At 67.5% G+C, this 16,224-nt stretch carries 16 protein-coding genes; 10 read left to right on the top strand and 6 right to left on the bottom strand.

What is annotated here, in order from left to right; translation table 11 throughout:
• Nucleotides 1-36 precede the first annotated feature (36 nt).
• Complete coding sequence (locus tag NOV72_RS17890; protein WP_106855935.1) at nt 37-735, top strand: carbonic anhydrase; 699 nt, start codon at nt 37-39, stop codon at nt 733-735.
• A gap of 18 nt (nt 736-753) precedes the next feature.
• Here the strand turns inward: NOV72_RS17890 and NOV72_RS17885 are convergent, their stop codons facing one another.
• Nucleotides 754-1,299 carry a DUF4142 domain-containing protein gene (locus NOV72_RS17885; RefSeq protein ID WP_106856041.1) on the bottom strand — a complete coding sequence of 182 codons (546 nt, stop codon included), beginning with the start codon at nt 1,297-1,299 and terminating at the stop codon, nt 754-756.
• Between the two features lie 130 nt (nt 1,300-1,429).
• Between NOV72_RS17885 and NOV72_RS17880 the strand changes: the two genes are divergently transcribed.
• Together NOV72_RS17880 and NOV72_RS17875 are read left to right on the top strand one after the other, a co-directional pair.
• Nucleotides 1,430-1,654, top strand: coding sequence for an FmdB family zinc ribbon protein (locus NOV72_RS17880; protein ID WP_106855934.1), 225 nt, complete (start codon nt 1,430-1,432; stop codon nt 1,652-1,654).
• Between the two features lie 190 nt (nt 1,655-1,844).
• On the top strand, nt 1,845-2,120 hold the full coding sequence (locus NOV72_RS17875) for a DUF1488 family protein (RefSeq protein WP_106855933.1): 276 nt from the start codon (nt 1,845-1,847) through the stop codon (nt 2,118-2,120).
• 44 nt (nt 2,121-2,164) lie between these two features.
• Here the strand turns inward: NOV72_RS17875 and NOV72_RS17870 are convergent, their stop codons facing one another.
• Nucleotides 2,165-2,620 (bottom strand): response regulator, encoded by a 456-nt coding sequence (locus NOV72_RS17870; protein ID WP_106855932.1) that lies wholly within the window; start codon nt 2,618-2,620, stop codon nt 2,165-2,167.
• 91 nt (nt 2,621-2,711) lie between these two features.
• Entirely contained in the window at nt 2,712-3,176 is a 465-nt protein-coding gene (locus NOV72_RS17865) for an ElaB/YgaM/YqjD family protein (RefSeq protein ID WP_106855931.1), read from the bottom strand.
• Between the two features lie 355 nt (nt 3,177-3,531).
• Here NOV72_RS17865 and NOV72_RS17860 point away from each other — a divergent pair, with 355 nt between their 5' ends.
• A complete protein-coding gene (locus NOV72_RS17860) occupies nt 3,532-4,470 on the top strand; it encodes a DMT family transporter (RefSeq protein ID WP_106855930.1) in 939 nt (312 codons plus the stop codon).
• 1 nt (nt 4,471) lies between these two features.
• Here NOV72_RS17860 and NOV72_RS17855 read toward each other — a convergent pair whose 3' ends face one another.
• The 3 genes from NOV72_RS17855 to NOV72_RS17845 all read right to left on the bottom strand — a co-directional run bounded on the left by NOV72_RS17855 (nt 4,472) and on the right by NOV72_RS17845 (nt 5,674).
• Complete coding sequence (locus NOV72_RS17855) at nt 4,472-5,005, bottom strand: cupin (RefSeq protein ID WP_181291092.1); 534 nt, start codon at nt 5,003-5,005, stop codon at nt 4,472-4,474.
• A gap of 66 nt (nt 5,006-5,071) precedes the next feature.
• Entirely contained in the window at nt 5,072-5,305 is a 234-nt protein-coding gene (locus NOV72_RS17850; RefSeq protein ID WP_245933080.1) for a hypothetical protein, read from the bottom strand.
• Between the two features lie 30 nt (nt 5,306-5,335).
• Nucleotides 5,336-5,674, bottom strand: coding sequence for a hypothetical protein (locus NOV72_RS17845; RefSeq protein ID WP_106856038.1), 339 nt, complete (start codon nt 5,672-5,674; stop codon nt 5,336-5,338).
• Nucleotides 5,675-5,908: 234 nt separating this feature from the next.
• Between NOV72_RS17845 and NOV72_RS17840 the strand changes: the two genes are divergently transcribed.
• From NOV72_RS17840 to NOV72_RS17815, 6 genes are all read left to right on the top strand, one after another.
• A complete protein-coding gene (locus NOV72_RS17840) occupies nt 5,909-6,826 on the top strand; it encodes a LysR family transcriptional regulator (RefSeq protein ID WP_106855929.1) in 918 nt (305 codons plus the stop codon).
• Nucleotides 6,827-6,978: 152 nt separating this feature from the next.
• Nucleotides 6,979-9,297, top strand: coding sequence for a two-partner secretion domain-containing protein (locus tag NOV72_RS17835; RefSeq protein ID WP_245933079.1), 2,319 nt, complete (start codon nt 6,979-6,981; stop codon nt 9,295-9,297).
• The gene (locus NOV72_RS17830; RefSeq protein ID WP_245933078.1) at nt 9,270-11,036 is read left to right on the top strand and encodes a ShlB/FhaC/HecB family hemolysin secretion/activation protein; all 1,767 of its coding nucleotides are present in this window, start codon (nt 9,270-9,272) and stop codon (nt 11,034-11,036) included. Before NOV72_RS17835 ends, NOV72_RS17830 begins: the two co-directional genes overlap by 28 nt.
• A gap of 8 nt (nt 11,037-11,044) precedes the next feature.
• Nucleotides 11,045-11,692 carry a FecR family protein gene (locus NOV72_RS17825; protein WP_106855927.1) on the top strand — a complete coding sequence of 216 codons (648 nt, stop codon included), beginning with the start codon at nt 11,045-11,047 and terminating at the stop codon, nt 11,690-11,692.
• A gap of 40 nt (nt 11,693-11,732) precedes the next feature.
• A complete protein-coding gene (locus NOV72_RS17820; protein WP_106855926.1) occupies nt 11,733-13,979 on the top strand; it encodes an SLC26A/SulP transporter family protein in 2,247 nt (748 codons plus the stop codon).
• Nucleotides 13,976-16,204 carry a CHASE2 domain-containing protein gene (locus NOV72_RS17815; protein WP_106855925.1) on the top strand — a complete coding sequence of 743 codons (2,229 nt, stop codon included), beginning with the start codon at nt 13,976-13,978 and terminating at the stop codon, nt 16,202-16,204. Before NOV72_RS17820 ends, NOV72_RS17815 begins: the two co-directional genes overlap by 4 nt.
• Nucleotides 16,205-16,224: the final 20 nt, after the last annotated feature.

The raw sequence follows: 16,224 nt of genomic DNA, 5'->3' as shown, positions 1-16,224 counted from the left end.
TCGCGTGCGCCACAATTGCACACCAAAGGCCACACGATGCCCGACAAGTCGATGCGCGAAGAACGCGGCGGCGCGGAAACGCCCGATCTCCTCTACCTGCTCCAGGGCGCCGACGAATTCAACCGGCTCGTATTCCCCGACAGCGAAGCGCTGTTCAAGAGCCTCGCGCGCCAGCAGGCGCCGCACACGCTTTTCATCACGTGCGCGGATTCACGCGTGTCGCCGGAAATGATCACGCAGACGCGGCCCGGCGAGCTTTTCGTGTGCCGCAACATCGGCAATATCGTGCCGGCTTATGGCGAAATGCTCGGCGGCGTGTCCGCGGTGGTCGAATATGCGGTGCTCGCGCTCAACGTGCGGCAGATCGTGATTTGCGGGCACTCGGACTGCGGCGCGATGAAAGGTCTCGCGTCGGGCGCGACCATCGCCGATGAAATGCCCACCGTCCACGCGTGGCTGCGCAATGCCGAAGCCGCGCGCAGCGTCGTGATGGCGAGAAAGCTGGAGGAAGAGCGCATCGTCCAGGCGATGGTCGAAGAGAACATTCGCCTGCAACTCACGCATCTGCGCACGCATCCGGCGGTCGCCGGCAGGCTCGCGCTCGGCAAGTTGCAGGTTCAGGGCTGGGTGTACGACATCGGACGCGGCAAGGTCTCGGTCTACGACGAAGCCGACAGCAAGTTCGAATCGCTCGAAGCAGCGCGCCTGCGCATGCTGCGCAAGGACACGCGCTGATTCCGCGACGCCCTCGCCTCACTGCACGCCCTTCTTCGCGGCGAGTTCCTGCGCCATCTTCAGGTGCTGCTGAATAGTCGGCAACGCCTTTTGCGCCGCCTGCTTCAGCTTGGCGTTCTGGCCTTCGTTCGCTTCCTTCTGGAAAACCTGCACGGCCTCTTCATGGCCCTGCACGCCCAGCTTCTGGATGTACGCGGTATCGAACTCCTTGCCGTGAAGCGCCTTCAGCGAATCGAGCGCCGACGTGTCCGAGTTGTCCATCGGCACAGTGACGCCATGCGGCGCGGCCATCTTCAACTGCGTCGCGAGCTTGGTGTGATCGACCATCATGTGATGCGCGAAACTTTGCACGTCCTTGTCCTGCGACTGCTTGGCGGCGAGCTTGGCGGCGTCGATTTCGGTCGATCCCGCCGACGATGCCGCCTGCACGAACGCCTTGTCCGTCGGCGGCAGGTCGTTGGCCATGGTCGTGCTGGCTGCCTGGGTTTGAGCGAGCGCACCGAGCGGCAGTGTCGCGATGAGCGCCGTCGCGAGTGCGGTGCGCAGCTTTGCATTGCGGTTCATGAGAATGGCCTCCAAAGCGGTTGGTCTCGCTTTCGTCCCAGCAATGGAGGTGCCACGGCACATCGCGAGTGCGAACCGGAACCCTTGCTACACTGACCGGACAAGCCATCTTCCTTCGAGTGGAAACGTCATGCCTGTCTACGATTACGATTGCGCGGATTGCGGCGCATTCGAAGCCGTCCGCCGCATCGCCGAGCGCGACGATCCCGCAAAGTGTCCGCAATGCGGCGCGACGGCCGCGCGCGTGACGATCGGCGCACCGCGCGTGGGCGGCGCGGCTTCATCCGGCGACGGCGCGGCCGAAGCCGGCAGCTACGGCATGACGCATCGCGGCGGCTGCCTCTGCTGTCGTTAGACTGGGCACGGCCATTGCAAAGTCACCGTCTCGAACGTCCCGCGCATCGCGGGCGTATGATGCAAGACGACGGTGCGTGGCGCGCAGGGCCGCGCGCGGTCGAGGGCATCGCCATCGCGGGCTGCATCGTTACGGTTCCCGCGATGATCGCGCTTAACGTGTTCCGATCGAATAACAGGAGGTGATAAGGATGACGATAGAGTTCAGCGGGCGGCGTCATGTCGTGGCGGCAGCGCGTGTCGCTTTCGAGGCCAAGGTGGACGGCCGCGAAGTCTGGTGCAGCGTCTCCCTCGATGCGCTCAACGATCACTTCGGCAACAGCGGGACGTCGTCGCACGATCTCCTCTCCGCGTTCGAAGGAGGACGCGTGCAAATAGAAGACGCAGCCCGGCGCGCACTGGAGCGCAACCACGGCCAGTCGGTCGAATTGGAAACCAGCGACTTCAAGGCGTCGCGGGCGGTCTGAGATATCGCGGCGGACGGCGGCTCAACGGCCGGCCGCCGCCTGCGTCAGTGCGCATAGAAGCACTTCAATACGTCGAACATCCACCAGACCGGGCACGGCGTTCTGCAAAAACCGTCGTAGCCTGCGGCATGAAGGACATCGCGCGGATCGCGGCCGGCATCGGCGGCCAGCGCAATCAGCAGCGCCACCTCGCCTTCCATTTGATCCACCGTCAACACGTCGCGCAGCGTGCGCGCCAGTGCGTGATCGTGTGCCTCGCCGATGAGCGTATCCACGAACAGGACTTGCGGCCGCCATGTGCGCAGAAACCGCAGGACGCCGGGTGCATCGCCGATTTGCACGGCTTCGAAGCCGCGCATCGCGAGCAGCAGCGCAAACGAATCGCCGACGTTCGATTCCGAATGCACGATCAGCACGCGCCGCGGCCCGGCGAGTGTCGTGGTCAGCGGGTTGAATATTTCGCACCTATCGGTGCGGATATCGTACGAACGTTCTTCCATGTTGGCCCGGCACAGCGATAAGCCGTGCCGGTACTGCAGGTTCAGCAAACATGAGGCCCGCTGTCTCGATCGCGCCGGACGAACAAGCAACTCAACGCGCAGCCAGCAGACCGACGATCAAACCGCCGACCGCCGCCAGCGCGATCGACTTCCAGGGATTTTCGTGCACGTAGTCGTCGGTGCCTTCCCTCGCCTGCCGGTACCGCATCGCGACGACATCCTGCGCGCTCGACAGCACATCGCGGGCGCGCTTGGGCATCGGCCGCGACGGATGATACTGGCTGCCCTGCCCCGCGGACGTCGCAGCGGCCGGTTGCGCGAGCACCGCCGGACTGTCGCCGCCTTCGAGCACGCTGCCGTGCACGTGATAGGGCGCGAACCTCGCCGGCTTGTGCGCCGCGCCCGGCGTGAGCGGCGTCACGCTCGCGGCCTGCCCCTGCGCCATGCCGGGCGCGAGCGCCGCATCCATCGCGCTCGTCACGGTGCGGCGCGCGAGCGGCGGATCGCCCGTTTGCATCGATTGAATCGTGGATGCGCTGCCGTTTGCGTTGTCCATGGCTCTTCTCCGGTTGACTGCGTCCATCGCGCTGCAAGACTTTCATCCATCTTCCGATGATGCAAGAGTCGCACCGAATCCGCGCGACGGCAACCCGCGCGCCGGCCGCCGCGCAAGCCGCCCGGCGCATGACAATTTTTCTCACATAACGGTGAGAATTGCTCGTTTGTCCGTCCGCGTGCGCGCGCCTACGATGCCTGCAGCAGAGCGAAGCCGGGCGAGCGTCCCGAAAGAAGCGGCGAAAACGAGCCGCGCCGACAGCGCCGCATCTTTCGTTTCACGCCGGGCCGAAACATCGGCCCGCCGCACGCCGATACGATGGCTTCGTCTCCCGACTCCCTTTGCGAAGCCCGCCATGAATCCCGTCAATCTCGCTCAACTGTTCATTCTCGCCGCGCTGTGGGGCGGCTCGTTCCTGTTCATCCGCGTCGGGGTGAACGATCTCGGCGTCGCGCCGCTGATGGCGTTGCGCGTCGGCATCGGCGCCGTGTTCCTGATTCTGATGCTTATGTTGCGCGGCACGGCGCGACAGGCTTTCTCGACGATGCGCGAGCGCGCATGGCCGCTCATCGTCGTGGGCGTGCTCAACTCCGCCGCGCCGTTCTGTCTTTTCGCGTATGCGGAGCTCACGTTGTCGGCGGGCGTCACGTCCGTCATCAACGCGACGACGCCGCTGTGGGGCGCGCTCGTCGCGTATCTGTGGCTGAGCGACCGGCTGACGGGCATGCGCGTCGCCGGGCTCGCGATCGGCTTCGCCGGTGTGCTCGCGCTCGTCTGGAACCAGATGTTCATGCACGACGCGAGCGCCGCCCCCGTCCCGCCGATGACCACCGCGCTCGCGGCGCTGGCCGCGCTGGCCGCGTCGGCCAGTTACGGCGTCGCGGCGAGCTACACGAAGAAGCATCTGATGGGCATCGACTCGTTGACGGTCGCCGCCGGCACGATGAGCGCCGCGACGCTCGTGCTCCTGCCGTTCGCGCTCTTCTTCTGGCCGGCGGGCGCGGTGTCGCTGCACGCGTGGGGCGCGGTCCTCGGGCTGGGCGTCGCGTGCACCGGCGTCGCCTACATGATGTTCTTCCATCTCATCGCGGTCGCCGGGCCTGCGCGCGCGATCACGGTCACGTTCCTGATTCCGATTTTCGGGATTCTGTGGGGCGCGCTCTTTCTCGCCGAACGCGTGTCGACGGGCATGGCGATAGCATGCGCCATCGTGCTCGTCGGCACCGCGCTCGCGACGGGCGTCGTCAAGCGCGTGCCGTTGATCGGCGCGCGCCGGACGCAGTGCGCGAAGTAAATCAGTGCCAGTGACGCGCGAGCGGTCCGTCTTCTCCGGCGACCGGATCGCTTTTCGGGAACGGTAATGCTTCCATCGCGATGCGCTCGTTCTCGCTGATCGCGTCGCGCCGGATGTCCCACTGCTGGCCCGGCGGATACGCCCCGATCACCTGAAAGCGGCGGCCCGCCGTCAGCAGGCAATGGCCGGTGCCGGCGGGCAGGACGAGCGCATCGCCGGCGCTCACCGCGATCACGCGGCCGTGCGGGCCGCCGAGAATCAGCTCGGCGTCGCCCGAAGCGATGCCGAGCGCCTCATGCGCGGTCGAATGGAAATGGTGATAGTCGAAGACGCTGTCGCGCCATTGCGGCGGCCAGCCGTTCTGCGCGAACAGCGCTTCGAAACGCGCGGCGCCGTCGGACGCTTTGGGATCGATCGCGCCGCGCCACACGAGCACCGGCAGACGCGCGTTGTTCGGCACCCAGCCGTTTTGCGGCAGCATGAAGTGCTCGCAGCGCGCGCCTTGCGCGAGGAGATTTACGGTTTGCTCAGCCATCGTGCGTTTTCTCCGGAAGTATCAGAGAAAACGCAGCAACGGCCGTTCCACTTCGTTGAGCCTGTTTCAACGCCCGTGCCAGTGCCCGCCGCCGCCCGAAAAGCCGATGCCGAGCGACACCGACGGCGCCGCGTAGTACCCCGGCCCATACGCGTAGCCATAGGCGGGCGCGTAACCATATGCCGGCGCGGGCGCATAGCCATAAGGCGGCGCATACACGCAGCCGCCGAGCCCCGCCGCCAGCACCAGCGCCGCGGGCACGATCAGCGCCCTGATTCGAGTTCGAGATGACGTTTTCATGATGATGCCCCGCTCCCGGATGTGCTCCGCTTACCAGTGGCGATAGCCATAGCCGCCGTGATGCGCATACCAGTCGCGGCGTCCCCAGTAGCGATAACCGTCCCAATATCGATCGCCATGCCAGCCGACGACGATGGCAGGCGCAGGCGCGACGACAACCGGCGCCGGCTGATACACGACCGGTGGCGGCGGAGGCGGCGGCGCTTCATAAACAGGCGCGGGTGCGGCGTACACGGGCGCGGGCGCCGCATAAACCGGCGCGACCGGCACCCCGAGATTGACCCCGATGCTCACGCCCGCCATCGCAGCTTCGCAGGCGAGCCCCGCCGACAGCGCAATTCCGACCCCGACCCAGCCCTTGATGTTCATGTCGTCCTCTTCCGAGAAGGCCGTCACGCAGACCGCGATGCGATCCTGAATTCATATGCAGCCATGAATCCATCGTAGCCGCGCGGCTTGCCCGCTGAGTTACAAGCGCTGTAACAGATGTGAATCCTGAAACGAATGTGCGGTTCGATGGACCGGGCCGCATTGCCCGCGTCGGTTGCGCGCTCTTGCGCCGCCGTGGGATAGTTCCGGCTTCGTCAAACGGATGCCGGGCCGATGGACTTACTGCGGAGCATGAGAATCTTTGCGCGCGTGGCAGAAGCGGCGAGCTTCACCGTCGCGGCGCAGCAAATGGACATCACGACCGCGCAGGCATCGCGCGCGGTCACCGAACTCGAAACGCATCTGCGCACGCGTCTTCTGCATCGCACGACGCGCCGCGTCGCGCTCACCGACGCCGGCAACCGCTATCTCATCCGCTGCAAGGAAGTCCTCGAACTCGTGGATCTCTCCGAGGCCGAAGCGGGCGACGCGCAAGTTTCGCCGGCCGGCGTGCTGCGCATGCACGCGCCGATCACCTTCGGCCAGCACTACGTCGTCCCGGCGCTCACGCGTTATCTGGAGAAACATCCGCAGGTGCGCGTCGAGCTGACGCTTTCGCAGCATGTGCCCGACATGCTCGACGAAGGCTTCGACGTCTTCCTACAGGTCACCACGTCCACCCTGCCCGACTCCGCGCTCGTCTCCACGAAAATCTGCTCGATGCCGAGCGTGCTCTGCGCATCGCCGGGCTATCTGAAGCGCGCGGGCGCGCCGCAGCGTATCGAGGATCTGACGAATCACGCGTGCCTGCAACTCGTGACGACCTTCTTCCCCGTCGACCGATGGGTTTTCGAAGGCCCGCGCGGACAATTCGAAGTGGAACTGGAACCCGGCCGGCTGCGCGTCAATTCCGCCGATGCGCTCGCGGTCGCGTTGTCGAACGGACTCGGCATCGCCCCTTTGCCGATGCTCGCGGCGCTCCCGTGGCTGCAAAGCGGCGCGCTCGTGCGCGTGCTGCCCGAATGGGAATTGCAGTCCATGACGATCTACGCGATGTATGCGTCCCGTCAGTATCTCGATGCGAAGATCCGCACGTGGGTCGCTTTTCTGCGCGAATTCGTCGAAGGCACGCTTGCGAGCGAAGCTGCCTGAACCTCACGCCGGCATCGCATCCTTAAGACAAATAGAGACTGCGAACATTCGCTAAACGCGTAGTTGCAAGCATGCTTCGGAACACTAAACTGCTTGATGGTGCGCCCGCATTTCGTCACGACGATGCACGCAACAGAAAGGAGTCTGCCGACATGATCAAGGCTCTGCGCGCAAGCACGGCGTCCCCCGTGCTGCGGTTCTGCTCCGCCACGCTGCTGAGCGCGGCGTTCGCGCATGTGCACGCGGAGCCGAGCGGCGGGCGCGTCGTCGCGGGTTCCGGCTCGCTGACGAGCGCCGGTGCGAACACCACCATTCAGCAGAACAGCGGCCGCCTCGCGATCGACTGGAATTCGTTCAGCACGCGCCCCGGCGAATCGATCACGTTCAACCAGCCGGGCGCGAATGCGATCGCGCTCAACCGCGTCGTCGGGCCGCGCCCGTCCGCGCTCTTCGGCAAGCTCGACGCCAACGGACAGGTGTTCATCGTCAATCCGAACGGCGTGATTTTCGGGCCGGGCGCGCAGGTGAACGTCGGCGGATTGCTTGCGTCGTCGCTCAATCTCTCGACGGACGATTTCATGAGCGGCCATTACACGTTCGCGGGCGGCGAGCGTCATCATCACCATCGCGGCGGCGGCGCGGTCGTGAATCTCGGCACGATTCAGAGCGCGCCCGGCGGCTATGTCGCGCTCATCGGCGCGCGCGCGATCAATGCCGGCACGATCGATTCGCCCGACGGTTTCGCGGCGCTCGCGGCGGGTGAACGCATCGCCGTCACGCTCGGCGACCACAGCATGATCGGCCTGTCGGTGGAGCGCGGCGCGCTGCGTGCGCTCGCCGCCAACCACGGGCTGATTCAGGCCGATGGCGGCCAGGCGTGGCTCGCCGCGAGCGCCGAGGACGCGCTCTTCGCCAACGTCGTGAACAACACGGGCATCATTCGCGCGCGCAGCGCCGTGAACCAGAACGGCGTGATCCGGCTCGTCGCGGAAACGGGCGTCGTGCAGGTCGGCGGAACGCTCGACGCGTCGGCGCCCAATGGCGGCAACGGCGGCGTCATCCAGACGGCGGGCACGCAGGTGCGCGTCGCGCCCGACGCGCAGGTCACGACGGCCGCAGCCTCCGGACAAACCGGAACGTGGCGCATCGCGAGCGATTTCGCGGCGCTCGTCGGCGCGGACGATGCCTTCGGACAGCGCTTCGGCACGATCCAGAGTGCGACGCTTTCGCGCGTGCTCGAATCGACGAATGTGTCGATCAGCGCCGCATCGCCGGCGGGCTTCGAGCCGTTCGGCTTCGTGTTGATCGACGGCCCGGTCGCGTGGCGCGGCGCGAACACGCTGTCGCTCGCGGCGCAAAGCGGCATCCGGCTCGACGCGCCCATCGGCGCGCCGCGCGGCACGCTCGCGATGACGACGGCGGGCACCGCCACGCAGCGCGCGCCGATCGAAGCGGCCAATGTGGCGCTGCAAGGCGGCACGGGCGTTTATCGACTGACGAACGCGGGCAATCGCATCGGCACGCTCGCCGCCGATGCCGGCTCGATCGCTCTCGACGATAGCGCGCCGCTCACCATCGGCAGCGTCGCGGGTCTGGCGGGCGTCTCGGCGAGCGGCGCGGTGACGCTCACGGCGCCGTCGCTCACGCTCGCCGCGCCGGTCGCGAGCCGCGCGGGCGGCACGGCCATCACGCTCGCGTCCACGACCTTCGTGAATCGCGCGGGCGCGCGTGCCCTTTCTACGCCCAACGGCCGCTGGATCGTCTACTCCGACGCGCCGGATTCGGACGCATTCGGCGGCCTGCAAAGCAGCAATCTCGCGCTCTGGGGCGACGCGTACACGGGCGGCGCCGATGCGCGCGCCGCGTCGGCACCGGGCAACCGCTTTGCGTTCAATGCGCTCCAGCAAGTCACGCTGACCGCGATCAACATCGACGTGCCGTTCGACACGCCCCGCACGCTCGGACCGAACGACGTGACGATCGCGCTGCGCTACAACGGCGCGAACTATGGCAACGCGTTCGCCGACAGCCCGTCGATCCACGAACCTTTCGTCTTCACCGTGACGAGCACGGGCGCGTCGCCGGGCGCGGCGATCGGCGCCTACGCGATCACCATCACCGCGACAGGCGGCCCGACCGGCTACAAGATCACGACGCAAGGCGGCACGCTCCGGATCGCGGGCGCGCCCGCGCGGCCCGTGCCGCCGTCCGAGCCGCCGCCCGCGCAGCCGGTCACGCCGCCAACACCGCCAATGCCGGTGACGCCGGAACCGGTCGTCACGACCGCGGCGACGCTGCCCGATATTCTCGATTCCGTGCGCACCGACGCCGCCAATCCCGTGCCGCCGTCCATCGGGGCGCCCGGGCTTCAGCCGGAGTCGGCGCCGCTCGTGCAGCAGCGCACGGATTCGTCGAGCGACGGCAGCCGCCTGCCGGACGACGCATGGCCCGGTCACGTATGCCGCATGTGAGGCCCAGGCGCGTGCAACGCTTCGGGCCCCGCGAACGACGCCGCTCGCGCGCGTCGCGCCGGCTCGCCGTGCTGTTCGCGACGCTCTTCGCCGCGACGGCGCGCGACATGCGCGATGCCCACGCCCAGGCGCTGCCGAACGCGGGCAGCGTCCTGCGCGAACAGCAGCAGCAGGCGCCCGCGCCGTTGCCGCCTTCCGACCTGCGTCTGAACGTGACGCCCGCGCCCGAGCCGCCGCCCGCTTCGAGCGCGCCCGGCGGCATTCGCTTCGAGGTGAAGGGCTTCGAGTTCACCGGCAACACGCTCTTCCCCGCTTCGGAGTTGCTCGACGTCGTGCGTCCGCTCATCGGCGCGAACCGTTCGCTCGACGATCTCGAGAGCGCCGCCGATCGCGTCAGCGGGTTCTATCGCCGGCACGGCTATCTGGTGGCGCGGGCCTATGTGCCGCCGCAGCAGATCGACCACGGCATCGTGCGCATCGCGGTGAGCGAGGGGCGCTTCGGGCGTATCGACATCGACAATCAGTCGCGTACCCGCGACGCCGTCATCGCGCGATTTTTCGGCGCGCTCAAGACGGGCGACGTCATCGACGAGCACGCGCTGACGCGCGCCACGCTGCTCGCGCAGGACGCCGCCGGCACGACGGGCGCGAACGCGACGATCTCGCCGGGACTTCTCCCCGGAACCTCCGACATGACGCTGCGGGTGCCGAACGCGCGGCCGCTGGCGGGCAGCGTGCAGGCCGACAACTACGGCCAGACGACGACGGGCACCGCGCGTCTCATCGGCGCGCTGCAGTGGAACAATCCGCTCGGCTTGGGCGATCAGTTGGCGGCGCGGCTGCTCGGGTCGATCACCGGGCAGTTCTACGGCAACATCGGCTACACGGTGCCGCTCGGCGGAAGCGGTCTCGCGTGGGGCGCCGGCTATACGCGCTCCACTTATTCGGTCGGCGGCCAGTTCGACGATCTCGATGCCTACGGCCGCGCGAACGTCGTCTCGACGTTCTTCAGCTATCCGCTCGTGCGCTCGCCGGCGGCGAACGTGTACACGACGCTCGGCTACGACCACAAGCTGCTGTCGGATCATCTGGGCGCGTTCGATTCCGTCAGCGACAAGACGAGCGATGTCGCGCGCCTCGGCGTGTCGGGCAATCTCACGCTCGAAAAGAGCATCACGACTTTCGACACGGGCATCCAGCAAGGCAACCTGCGCTTCAAGTCGCCGCAGCCGGTGCAGACCGCCTCGCAGATCGCCGGCTCGTTCACGAAGCTCGTCTTCGCCGTGACGCATACGCAGGTGATCGGCGATCAGGCCAACGGCACGCAGCTCTATGTCTCGCTCAACGGCCAGACGACCTCGCGCAATCTCGACTCGTCCGAGCAGATTTCGCTCGGCGGCCCGTACGCGGTGCGCGCCTATGCGACCGGCGACGCGCCCGTCGACGAAGCGTATGTCGCGACCTTCGAAGTGCGGCAGACGATCAGGCAATCGCTCGTGCCGGTGCTCGTCACGCTGGCGGGCTTCGTCGATACCGCCGACGGCAAGATCGTTGCGCATCCGGTCGTGGCCGGCAGCAATCATGTGCGGCTGTCGGGGCTGGGCGTCGGCGCGACGTTCGCCGCGCCGCACGAGTTTCTGCTGTCGATGTCCTACGCGCACACGCTCGGCTACGTGCCGCCGACGCTCGGCACGGGCCACGCGAACCGTTTCTGGGTCGCGCTCACGAAGTCCTTCTGAAACCGATCATGATGCGCGCCCGACACTTCCTCCTTCTTCTGCTTCTGGCGATGACCGCGCGCGCGGCCTCGGCCGAGCCGGTCGCGACGATCACCGCGCTCGTCGGCAACGTCGCGATTCAAGGCGCGAACGGCGCGCAGCGCGTCGCGGCGATGGGCGGCGGTATCGAAAACGGCGACACCGTGCAGACCGGCGTCGCCTCCGAGATCGTGATGATCTTCACCGACAAACAGCGCGTGTACCTGAAACCGGGCTCGGTGTTTCGCGTCGACGATTTTCACTACGCGGCGAACGCGCCGCAGGAAGACCGCAGCTTCCTGTCGCTCGTGAAAGGCGGATTGCGCGCCGTCGACGGGCTCGTCGCGAAGGAAGGCAAGCCGGAGAACTATCGCGTGAAGACGCCGACTTCGACCATCGGCATACGCGGCACCGAATATTCCGTGACCGATTGCGCGAACCTCGAACCCGGCGGCAACGCGGATTGCAAGGGCGATCAGATCGTCGTCTACGACGGGCAGATCGTCGTGATCAACGAGGTCGACAGGCAGATCGTGCGCGCGGGCGAAGGCGCGATCGTCGTGAGCCCGCGGCTGCCGTTCGGCGTGCTGCCCGCCTCGCGCGTGGCGCCGGTGGTGCCGTCGGCGTCATGTCAGTGAATCCGGCACGGGCGGCAACAGCAGCGGAGAAAAGGAATTCATGCGAGCTTCAGGAGAGACGTCCGGCGCTTGCGCATCGCGTTTTCACGGCCGGCTTTCGTCGCTGCCCGTCGACGCCCTCGCGGGCGTGCTCACCGCGATCATCGCGCTGTCCTATGCGGCGGGCTACGGCGCGATGATCTTCTCCGCCGGCCTCTCGCCGTGGATCTCGGCGGGCATGCCGACCGCGCTCCTGAGCTGCGTGGTCGTGCTGTTCGTGGTCTCGTTGACGAGCTCGGTGCCGTTCGTGATCGCCGGCCCCGACTCGAACGCGAGCGCGCTGCTCGCGACGCTGGCCGCGGCCGTCGCGATGTCCGTGCACGCGGCGGGCGGCGGCGATGAAATCGCGCTCGCCACCGTGCTCGTGCTGATCGCCGCCTCCACGCTGACGACGGGCGCGCTGCTCTTCGCGCTCGCCTTCTGGAAGCGCGGCAACGCGATCCAGTACATTCCGTTTCCGGTGATCGGCGGCTTTCTCGCGGGCACGGGCCTGCTGCTCCTCGCCGGCGCGATGCGCGTGCTCACCGATGCGCCCGTGAGCGCGCAATCGTGGCATCTCTTCATGCAGTTGCCGTGGCTCTCGAGCGTGCCGGCGCTGGTCGTGGGCATCGGCCTTCTGGTCATGACGCGCATCAGGGCGCTTTCGCGCTACTACGTGATCGTGCTGCCTTCGATGATGGCGCTCGGCACCGCGATCTTCTACGGCGGCCTCGCATCGAAAGGCCTGAATCTCGACGACGCCCGCCGCATGGGGCTGCTCTTTCACTACGAGCCGATCGGCGGCATGCGCCTGCCCTTCTCGCTCTTGCCGCAGGCGTCGCTGCCGGCGCTCGTCGCGCACGCGCCGGAGATCCTGGCGGTCGCCGCCGTTTCGTCGATGACGGTGCTGCTCAACACGACGAGCATCGGCGTCACGACCGCGCGCGACGTCGACTTCAATCGCGAGCTGCACGCGGCGGGCCTCGCGAATCTGCTGAACGGACTGCTCGGCGGACTGGTCGGCACGCAGTCGATGACCCGCACGATGACCAACTGGCGCCTGGGCGTGACGGGCCGGCGCGCGGGCGTGCTCGCGGCGCTGTTCTCGCTGGTTCTGGTCGCGGGCCTGCCGAAGGTGCTCGCGCTGTTGCCGAAGCCCGTGCTGATCGGCCTGCAGATCTTCATCGGGCTCGCGATGCTGATCGAATGGCTGATCGCGGCCTTCCGCCGCCTGCCGTGGCACGACTATCTGCTCATTCCCGCGATCATGGCGATGATCGCGGCGTACGGCATCGTCGCGGGCGTCGTGCTCGGGGTGATCGCCGCGTGCCTGCTGTTCGTCGTGCGCTATGGGCGCGTGAATTGCCTGCGTCTCGAATTCGACGGCCGCGGGCGGCGTTCGAACGTCGAGCGCACCGTCGAGGAGAACCGCTTGCTCGACGAAGAAGCGCACGCGATCTACGGCGTCGCGCTGCAGGGCTTTCTGTTCTTCGGCACGGCGCATTCGATTCTCACGCATATCCGCGCGCGCATCGAAGCGCCGCCCGATGCGAACGGCCGGCGCGCCGGCGTGCGCTTCGTGCTCGTCGACTTCGCGCGCGTGCACGGCGTGGACGCATCGGGCACCGCGAGCTTCGTGCGGCTGCGGCAGGCGTGCGCGCGCCTGAACGTGCAGATCGTCCTGACCGGGCTTTCGCCCTCGCTGCTGGCGTGGTTCGCGGAAAGCAACCCCGATCCGAATCATCCGGGCAATCCGCGCGCGTTCGGCGATCTCGACAGCGGACTCGAATGGATCGAGACGCAATTGCTCGACGCGGCCCGCGACGCGAACCGGATGCCCGCCGCGAGCGCGGGCGCGTTCGGCTCCACGCTGCCGGATACGCTCGACGCATTGCGCCCGCATCTCGACACGCTCACGCTCGCGCCCGGCGAATACGTGTTCCGGCAAGCCGAGCCCGGCGATTCGATCTACTTCGTCGAAACGGGCCGCGTGACGGTGGCGCTCTCGGTCGGCGAAGGACGCACGCTGCGGCTGAGGAGCTTCGGCGCGGGCACGATCGTCGGCGAAATGGCGGCCTACACGGGCGCCGAGCGCAGCGCGGACGTGATCGCCGACGAGCCGACCGTCGTGCTGCGCCTCGCCTTGTCGACGCTCAGGCGCCTCGAACTCGACAATCCCGCGCTCGCCGCGCGCATGCACAAGTTCGTCGCGCGCGTGCTGGCGGCGCGGCTCCTCGTCGCGAACGAGCAGATCCGGGCGGCGCAATGAGCACGCGCGAGCCGCTCGCGTTCGTGCTGCGACGCTCGGGCGCGCGCTGGGCGCTGGGGCTCGCGATCGTCGTCGCGCTCGCGGGACACGCGCTTTCGCGCTACGACATCCGCTTCATCGATTCGCTCTCCGCGATGCTCTACGACGCGAAAGTGCGCCTCTTCATGCCGCGCACGACGGACGCGCGCATCGCGATCCTCGACATCGACGAAAAGAGTCTTGCGGAACTCGGGCGCTGGCCGTGGGACCGCGCGCGCATGGCGACACTCGTCGATACGTTGTTTGCGCGGGAGCACATCGCGGTGCTCGGCTTCGACATGGTGTTCGCGGAACCCGACGCGAGCTCGGGCCTCGCCGTGCTGGACGAACTCGCACGCGGCGCGCTCGCGGACAACGCCGCTTACCGCCAGGCGCTCGATCGGCTCGCGCCGCGCCTCGACTACGACCAGCGCTTCGCCGATGCACTTGCGGGCCATCCCGTCGTGCTCGGGTTTTACTTCTCGAATCAGGACGCGTCGAGCGGCGCGATTCCGTCGCCGTTGATGAGCGAGCGCGCGTTCGGCACGCATCCGCTCACGCTTTTCGACTGGACGAGCTATGGCGGCAACCTGCCCGCGCTGCAACATGCGGCGCGGCGCGCGGGCTATTTCAATCCGGTGATCGACTTCGACGGCTCCGTGCGGCGCGTGCCGCTCGTCACCGCGTTTCGCGACGGCGTGTACGGCGCGCTCTCGCTCGAAGTGTTCCGCGCGCTTTTCGGCGATGCTTCGGTGAGACCCGTATTCGACGATCCCGCCAATCCTGCCTCGCCGCTGGCGGGACTTGCGCTCGCGACGCCGCGCGGCACGCGCGTCATTCCCGTCGATGAAAACGGCGCGGCGCTCGTGCCCTATCGCGGCGCGACGGGCAGCTTTCCGTACTACTCCATCGCCGACGTGCTCGCGGGGCGCATTCCGGCGGGCGCGCTCGCGGGCAAGATCGCGCTCGTCGGCACCACGGCGCCGGGCCTGATGGATCAGCGCACGACGCCTGTCGGCGAGGTGTATCCGGGTGTCGAGGTGAACGCGAACCTGATCGGCGGCATGCTCGACGGCACGATCCGCTTCGAGCCGCCGTTCGCGGCCGCGCTGCAAACGTCGATGCTCGTGCTCGCCGGTCTCGCGATGATCTTTCTGTGGCCGTGGCGCATTCCCGCCCGCGCGACGCTCTTCAGCGCGCTGCTGTTCGCGGCGATCGTCGCGGCGGACCTCTTCGCGTTCGCGCGCCTCGGCTGGTCGATTCCGGTGGCGTCGCTGCTGCTCGCCGTGCTCGCGCTCTATGTGCTCAACATGTCCTACGGCTATTTCGTCGAGGCGCGCGCGAAACGCTATTTCGCCGCGCTCTTCGGGCAATACGTGCCGCCGGAACTCGTCGAGGAAATGAGCCGCCATCCCGAGGACTACAGCATGGCGGGCCGCCGCGCCGAACTGACCGTGCTTTTCTGCGACGTGCTCGGCTTCACCGCGATCGCCGAGACGCTGGAGCCGGAAGCGCTCGCGCAACTGATGAACGAGTATCTCGGCACGATGACCGAGGTGATCCGCGCGCATCGCGGCACGCTCGACAAGTACATGGGCGATGCGATCATGGGCTTCTGGGGCGCGCCCGTCGACGATCCGGATCATGCGCGTCATGCGGTCGCCGCCGCGCTCGGCATGCGCACGGCACTCGTCGAACTGAACCGCACGCTGACGAAGCGCGGCTGGCCGACGTTATGGATCGGCATCGGCATCAACACGGGACCGATGACAGTCGGCGACATGGGCTCGTCCGTGCGCAAGGCGTACACCGTGATGGGCGATGCGGTGAACGTCGCGGCGCGGCTCGAAGGACTCACGCGGCGCTTCGATATCGACATCATCGTCGGCGAGGCGACGCGCGAGCGGGTGCCGGACGTCGTGTTCCGCGAGATCGATCGCGTGCGCGTGAAGGGACGCGTCGCGCCGATCGCGGTGTACGAGCCGCAGCCGCCGCACGAACACGCCGATGCGCTCGCGCGCTGGCACGCGGCGCTTTCGCACTATCGCGCGCGCGAGTGGAACGAAGCGGAAACGCTACTCGCGACGCTCGCGGCGCAGTATCCTGAGCGGCAGGTGTATGCGATCTATCGCAAGCGTATCGATGCGCTGCGCGGCGTCGCGTTGCCCGAGGACTGGGATTGCGTCAGCGCATTCGATACCAAGTAAATACATCAGGCAGGGCGCAT

This window comes from Caballeronia novacaledonica (assembly GCF_900258035.1).
GTDB classification, from domain to species: Bacteria; Pseudomonadota; Gammaproteobacteria; order Burkholderiales; family Burkholderiaceae; genus Caballeronia; species Caballeronia novacaledonica.
Note: the sequence above shows the minus strand (reverse complement) of the source record. Positions and strands in the feature narration are given on the sequence as shown.

Coding starts and splice junctions, on each gene's coding strand:
- NOV72_RS17865 (WP_106855931.1), bottom strand. CDS start 3,176: ATGGACAACGCAAACGGCAGCGCATCCACGATTCAATCGATGCAAACG.
- NOV72_RS17840 (WP_106855929.1), top strand. CDS start 5,909: ATGGACTTACTGCGGAGCATGAGAATCTTTGCGCGCGTGGCAGAAGCG.
- NOV72_RS17875 (WP_106855933.1), top strand. CDS start 1,845: ATGACGATAGAGTTCAGCGGGCGGCGTCATGTCGTGGCGGCAGCGCGT.
- NOV72_RS17825 (WP_106855927.1), top strand. CDS start 11,045: ATGATGCGCGCCCGACACTTCCTCCTTCTTCTGCTTCTGGCGATGACC.
- NOV72_RS17845 (WP_106856038.1), bottom strand. CDS start 5,674: ATGAACATCAAGGGCTGGGTCGGGGTCGGAATTGCGCTGTCGGCGGGG.
- NOV72_RS17885 (WP_106856041.1), bottom strand. CDS start 1,299: ATGAACCGCAATGCAAAGCTGCGCACCGCACTCGCGACGGCGCTCATC.
- NOV72_RS17880 (WP_106855934.1), top strand. CDS start 1,430: ATGCCTGTCTACGATTACGATTGCGCGGATTGCGGCGCATTCGAAGCC.
- NOV72_RS17855 (WP_181291092.1), bottom strand. CDS start 5,005: ATGGCTGAGCAAACCGTAAATCTCCTCGCGCAAGGCGCGCGCTGCGAG.
- NOV72_RS17835 (WP_245933079.1), top strand. CDS start 6,979: ATGATCAAGGCTCTGCGCGCAAGCACGGCGTCCCCCGTGCTGCGGTTC.
- NOV72_RS17860 (WP_106855930.1), top strand. CDS start 3,532: ATGAATCCCGTCAATCTCGCTCAACTGTTCATTCTCGCCGCGCTGTGG.
- NOV72_RS17815 (WP_106855925.1), top strand. CDS start 13,976: ATGAGCACGCGCGAGCCGCTCGCGTTCGTGCTGCGACGCTCGGGCGCG.
- NOV72_RS17890 (WP_106855935.1), top strand. CDS start 37: ATGCCCGACAAGTCGATGCGCGAAGAACGCGGCGGCGCGGAAACGCCC.
- NOV72_RS17830 (WP_245933078.1), top strand. CDS start 9,270: ATGGCCCGGTCACGTATGCCGCATGTGAGGCCCAGGCGCGTGCAACGC.
- NOV72_RS17870 (WP_106855932.1), bottom strand. CDS start 2,620: ATGGAAGAACGTTCGTACGATATCCGCACCGATAGGTGCGAAATATTC.
- NOV72_RS17850 (WP_245933080.1), bottom strand. CDS start 5,305: ATGAAAACGTCATCTCGAACTCGAATCAGGGCGCTGATCGTGCCCGCG.
- NOV72_RS17820 (WP_106855926.1), top strand. CDS start 11,733: ATGCGAGCTTCAGGAGAGACGTCCGGCGCTTGCGCATCGCGTTTTCAC.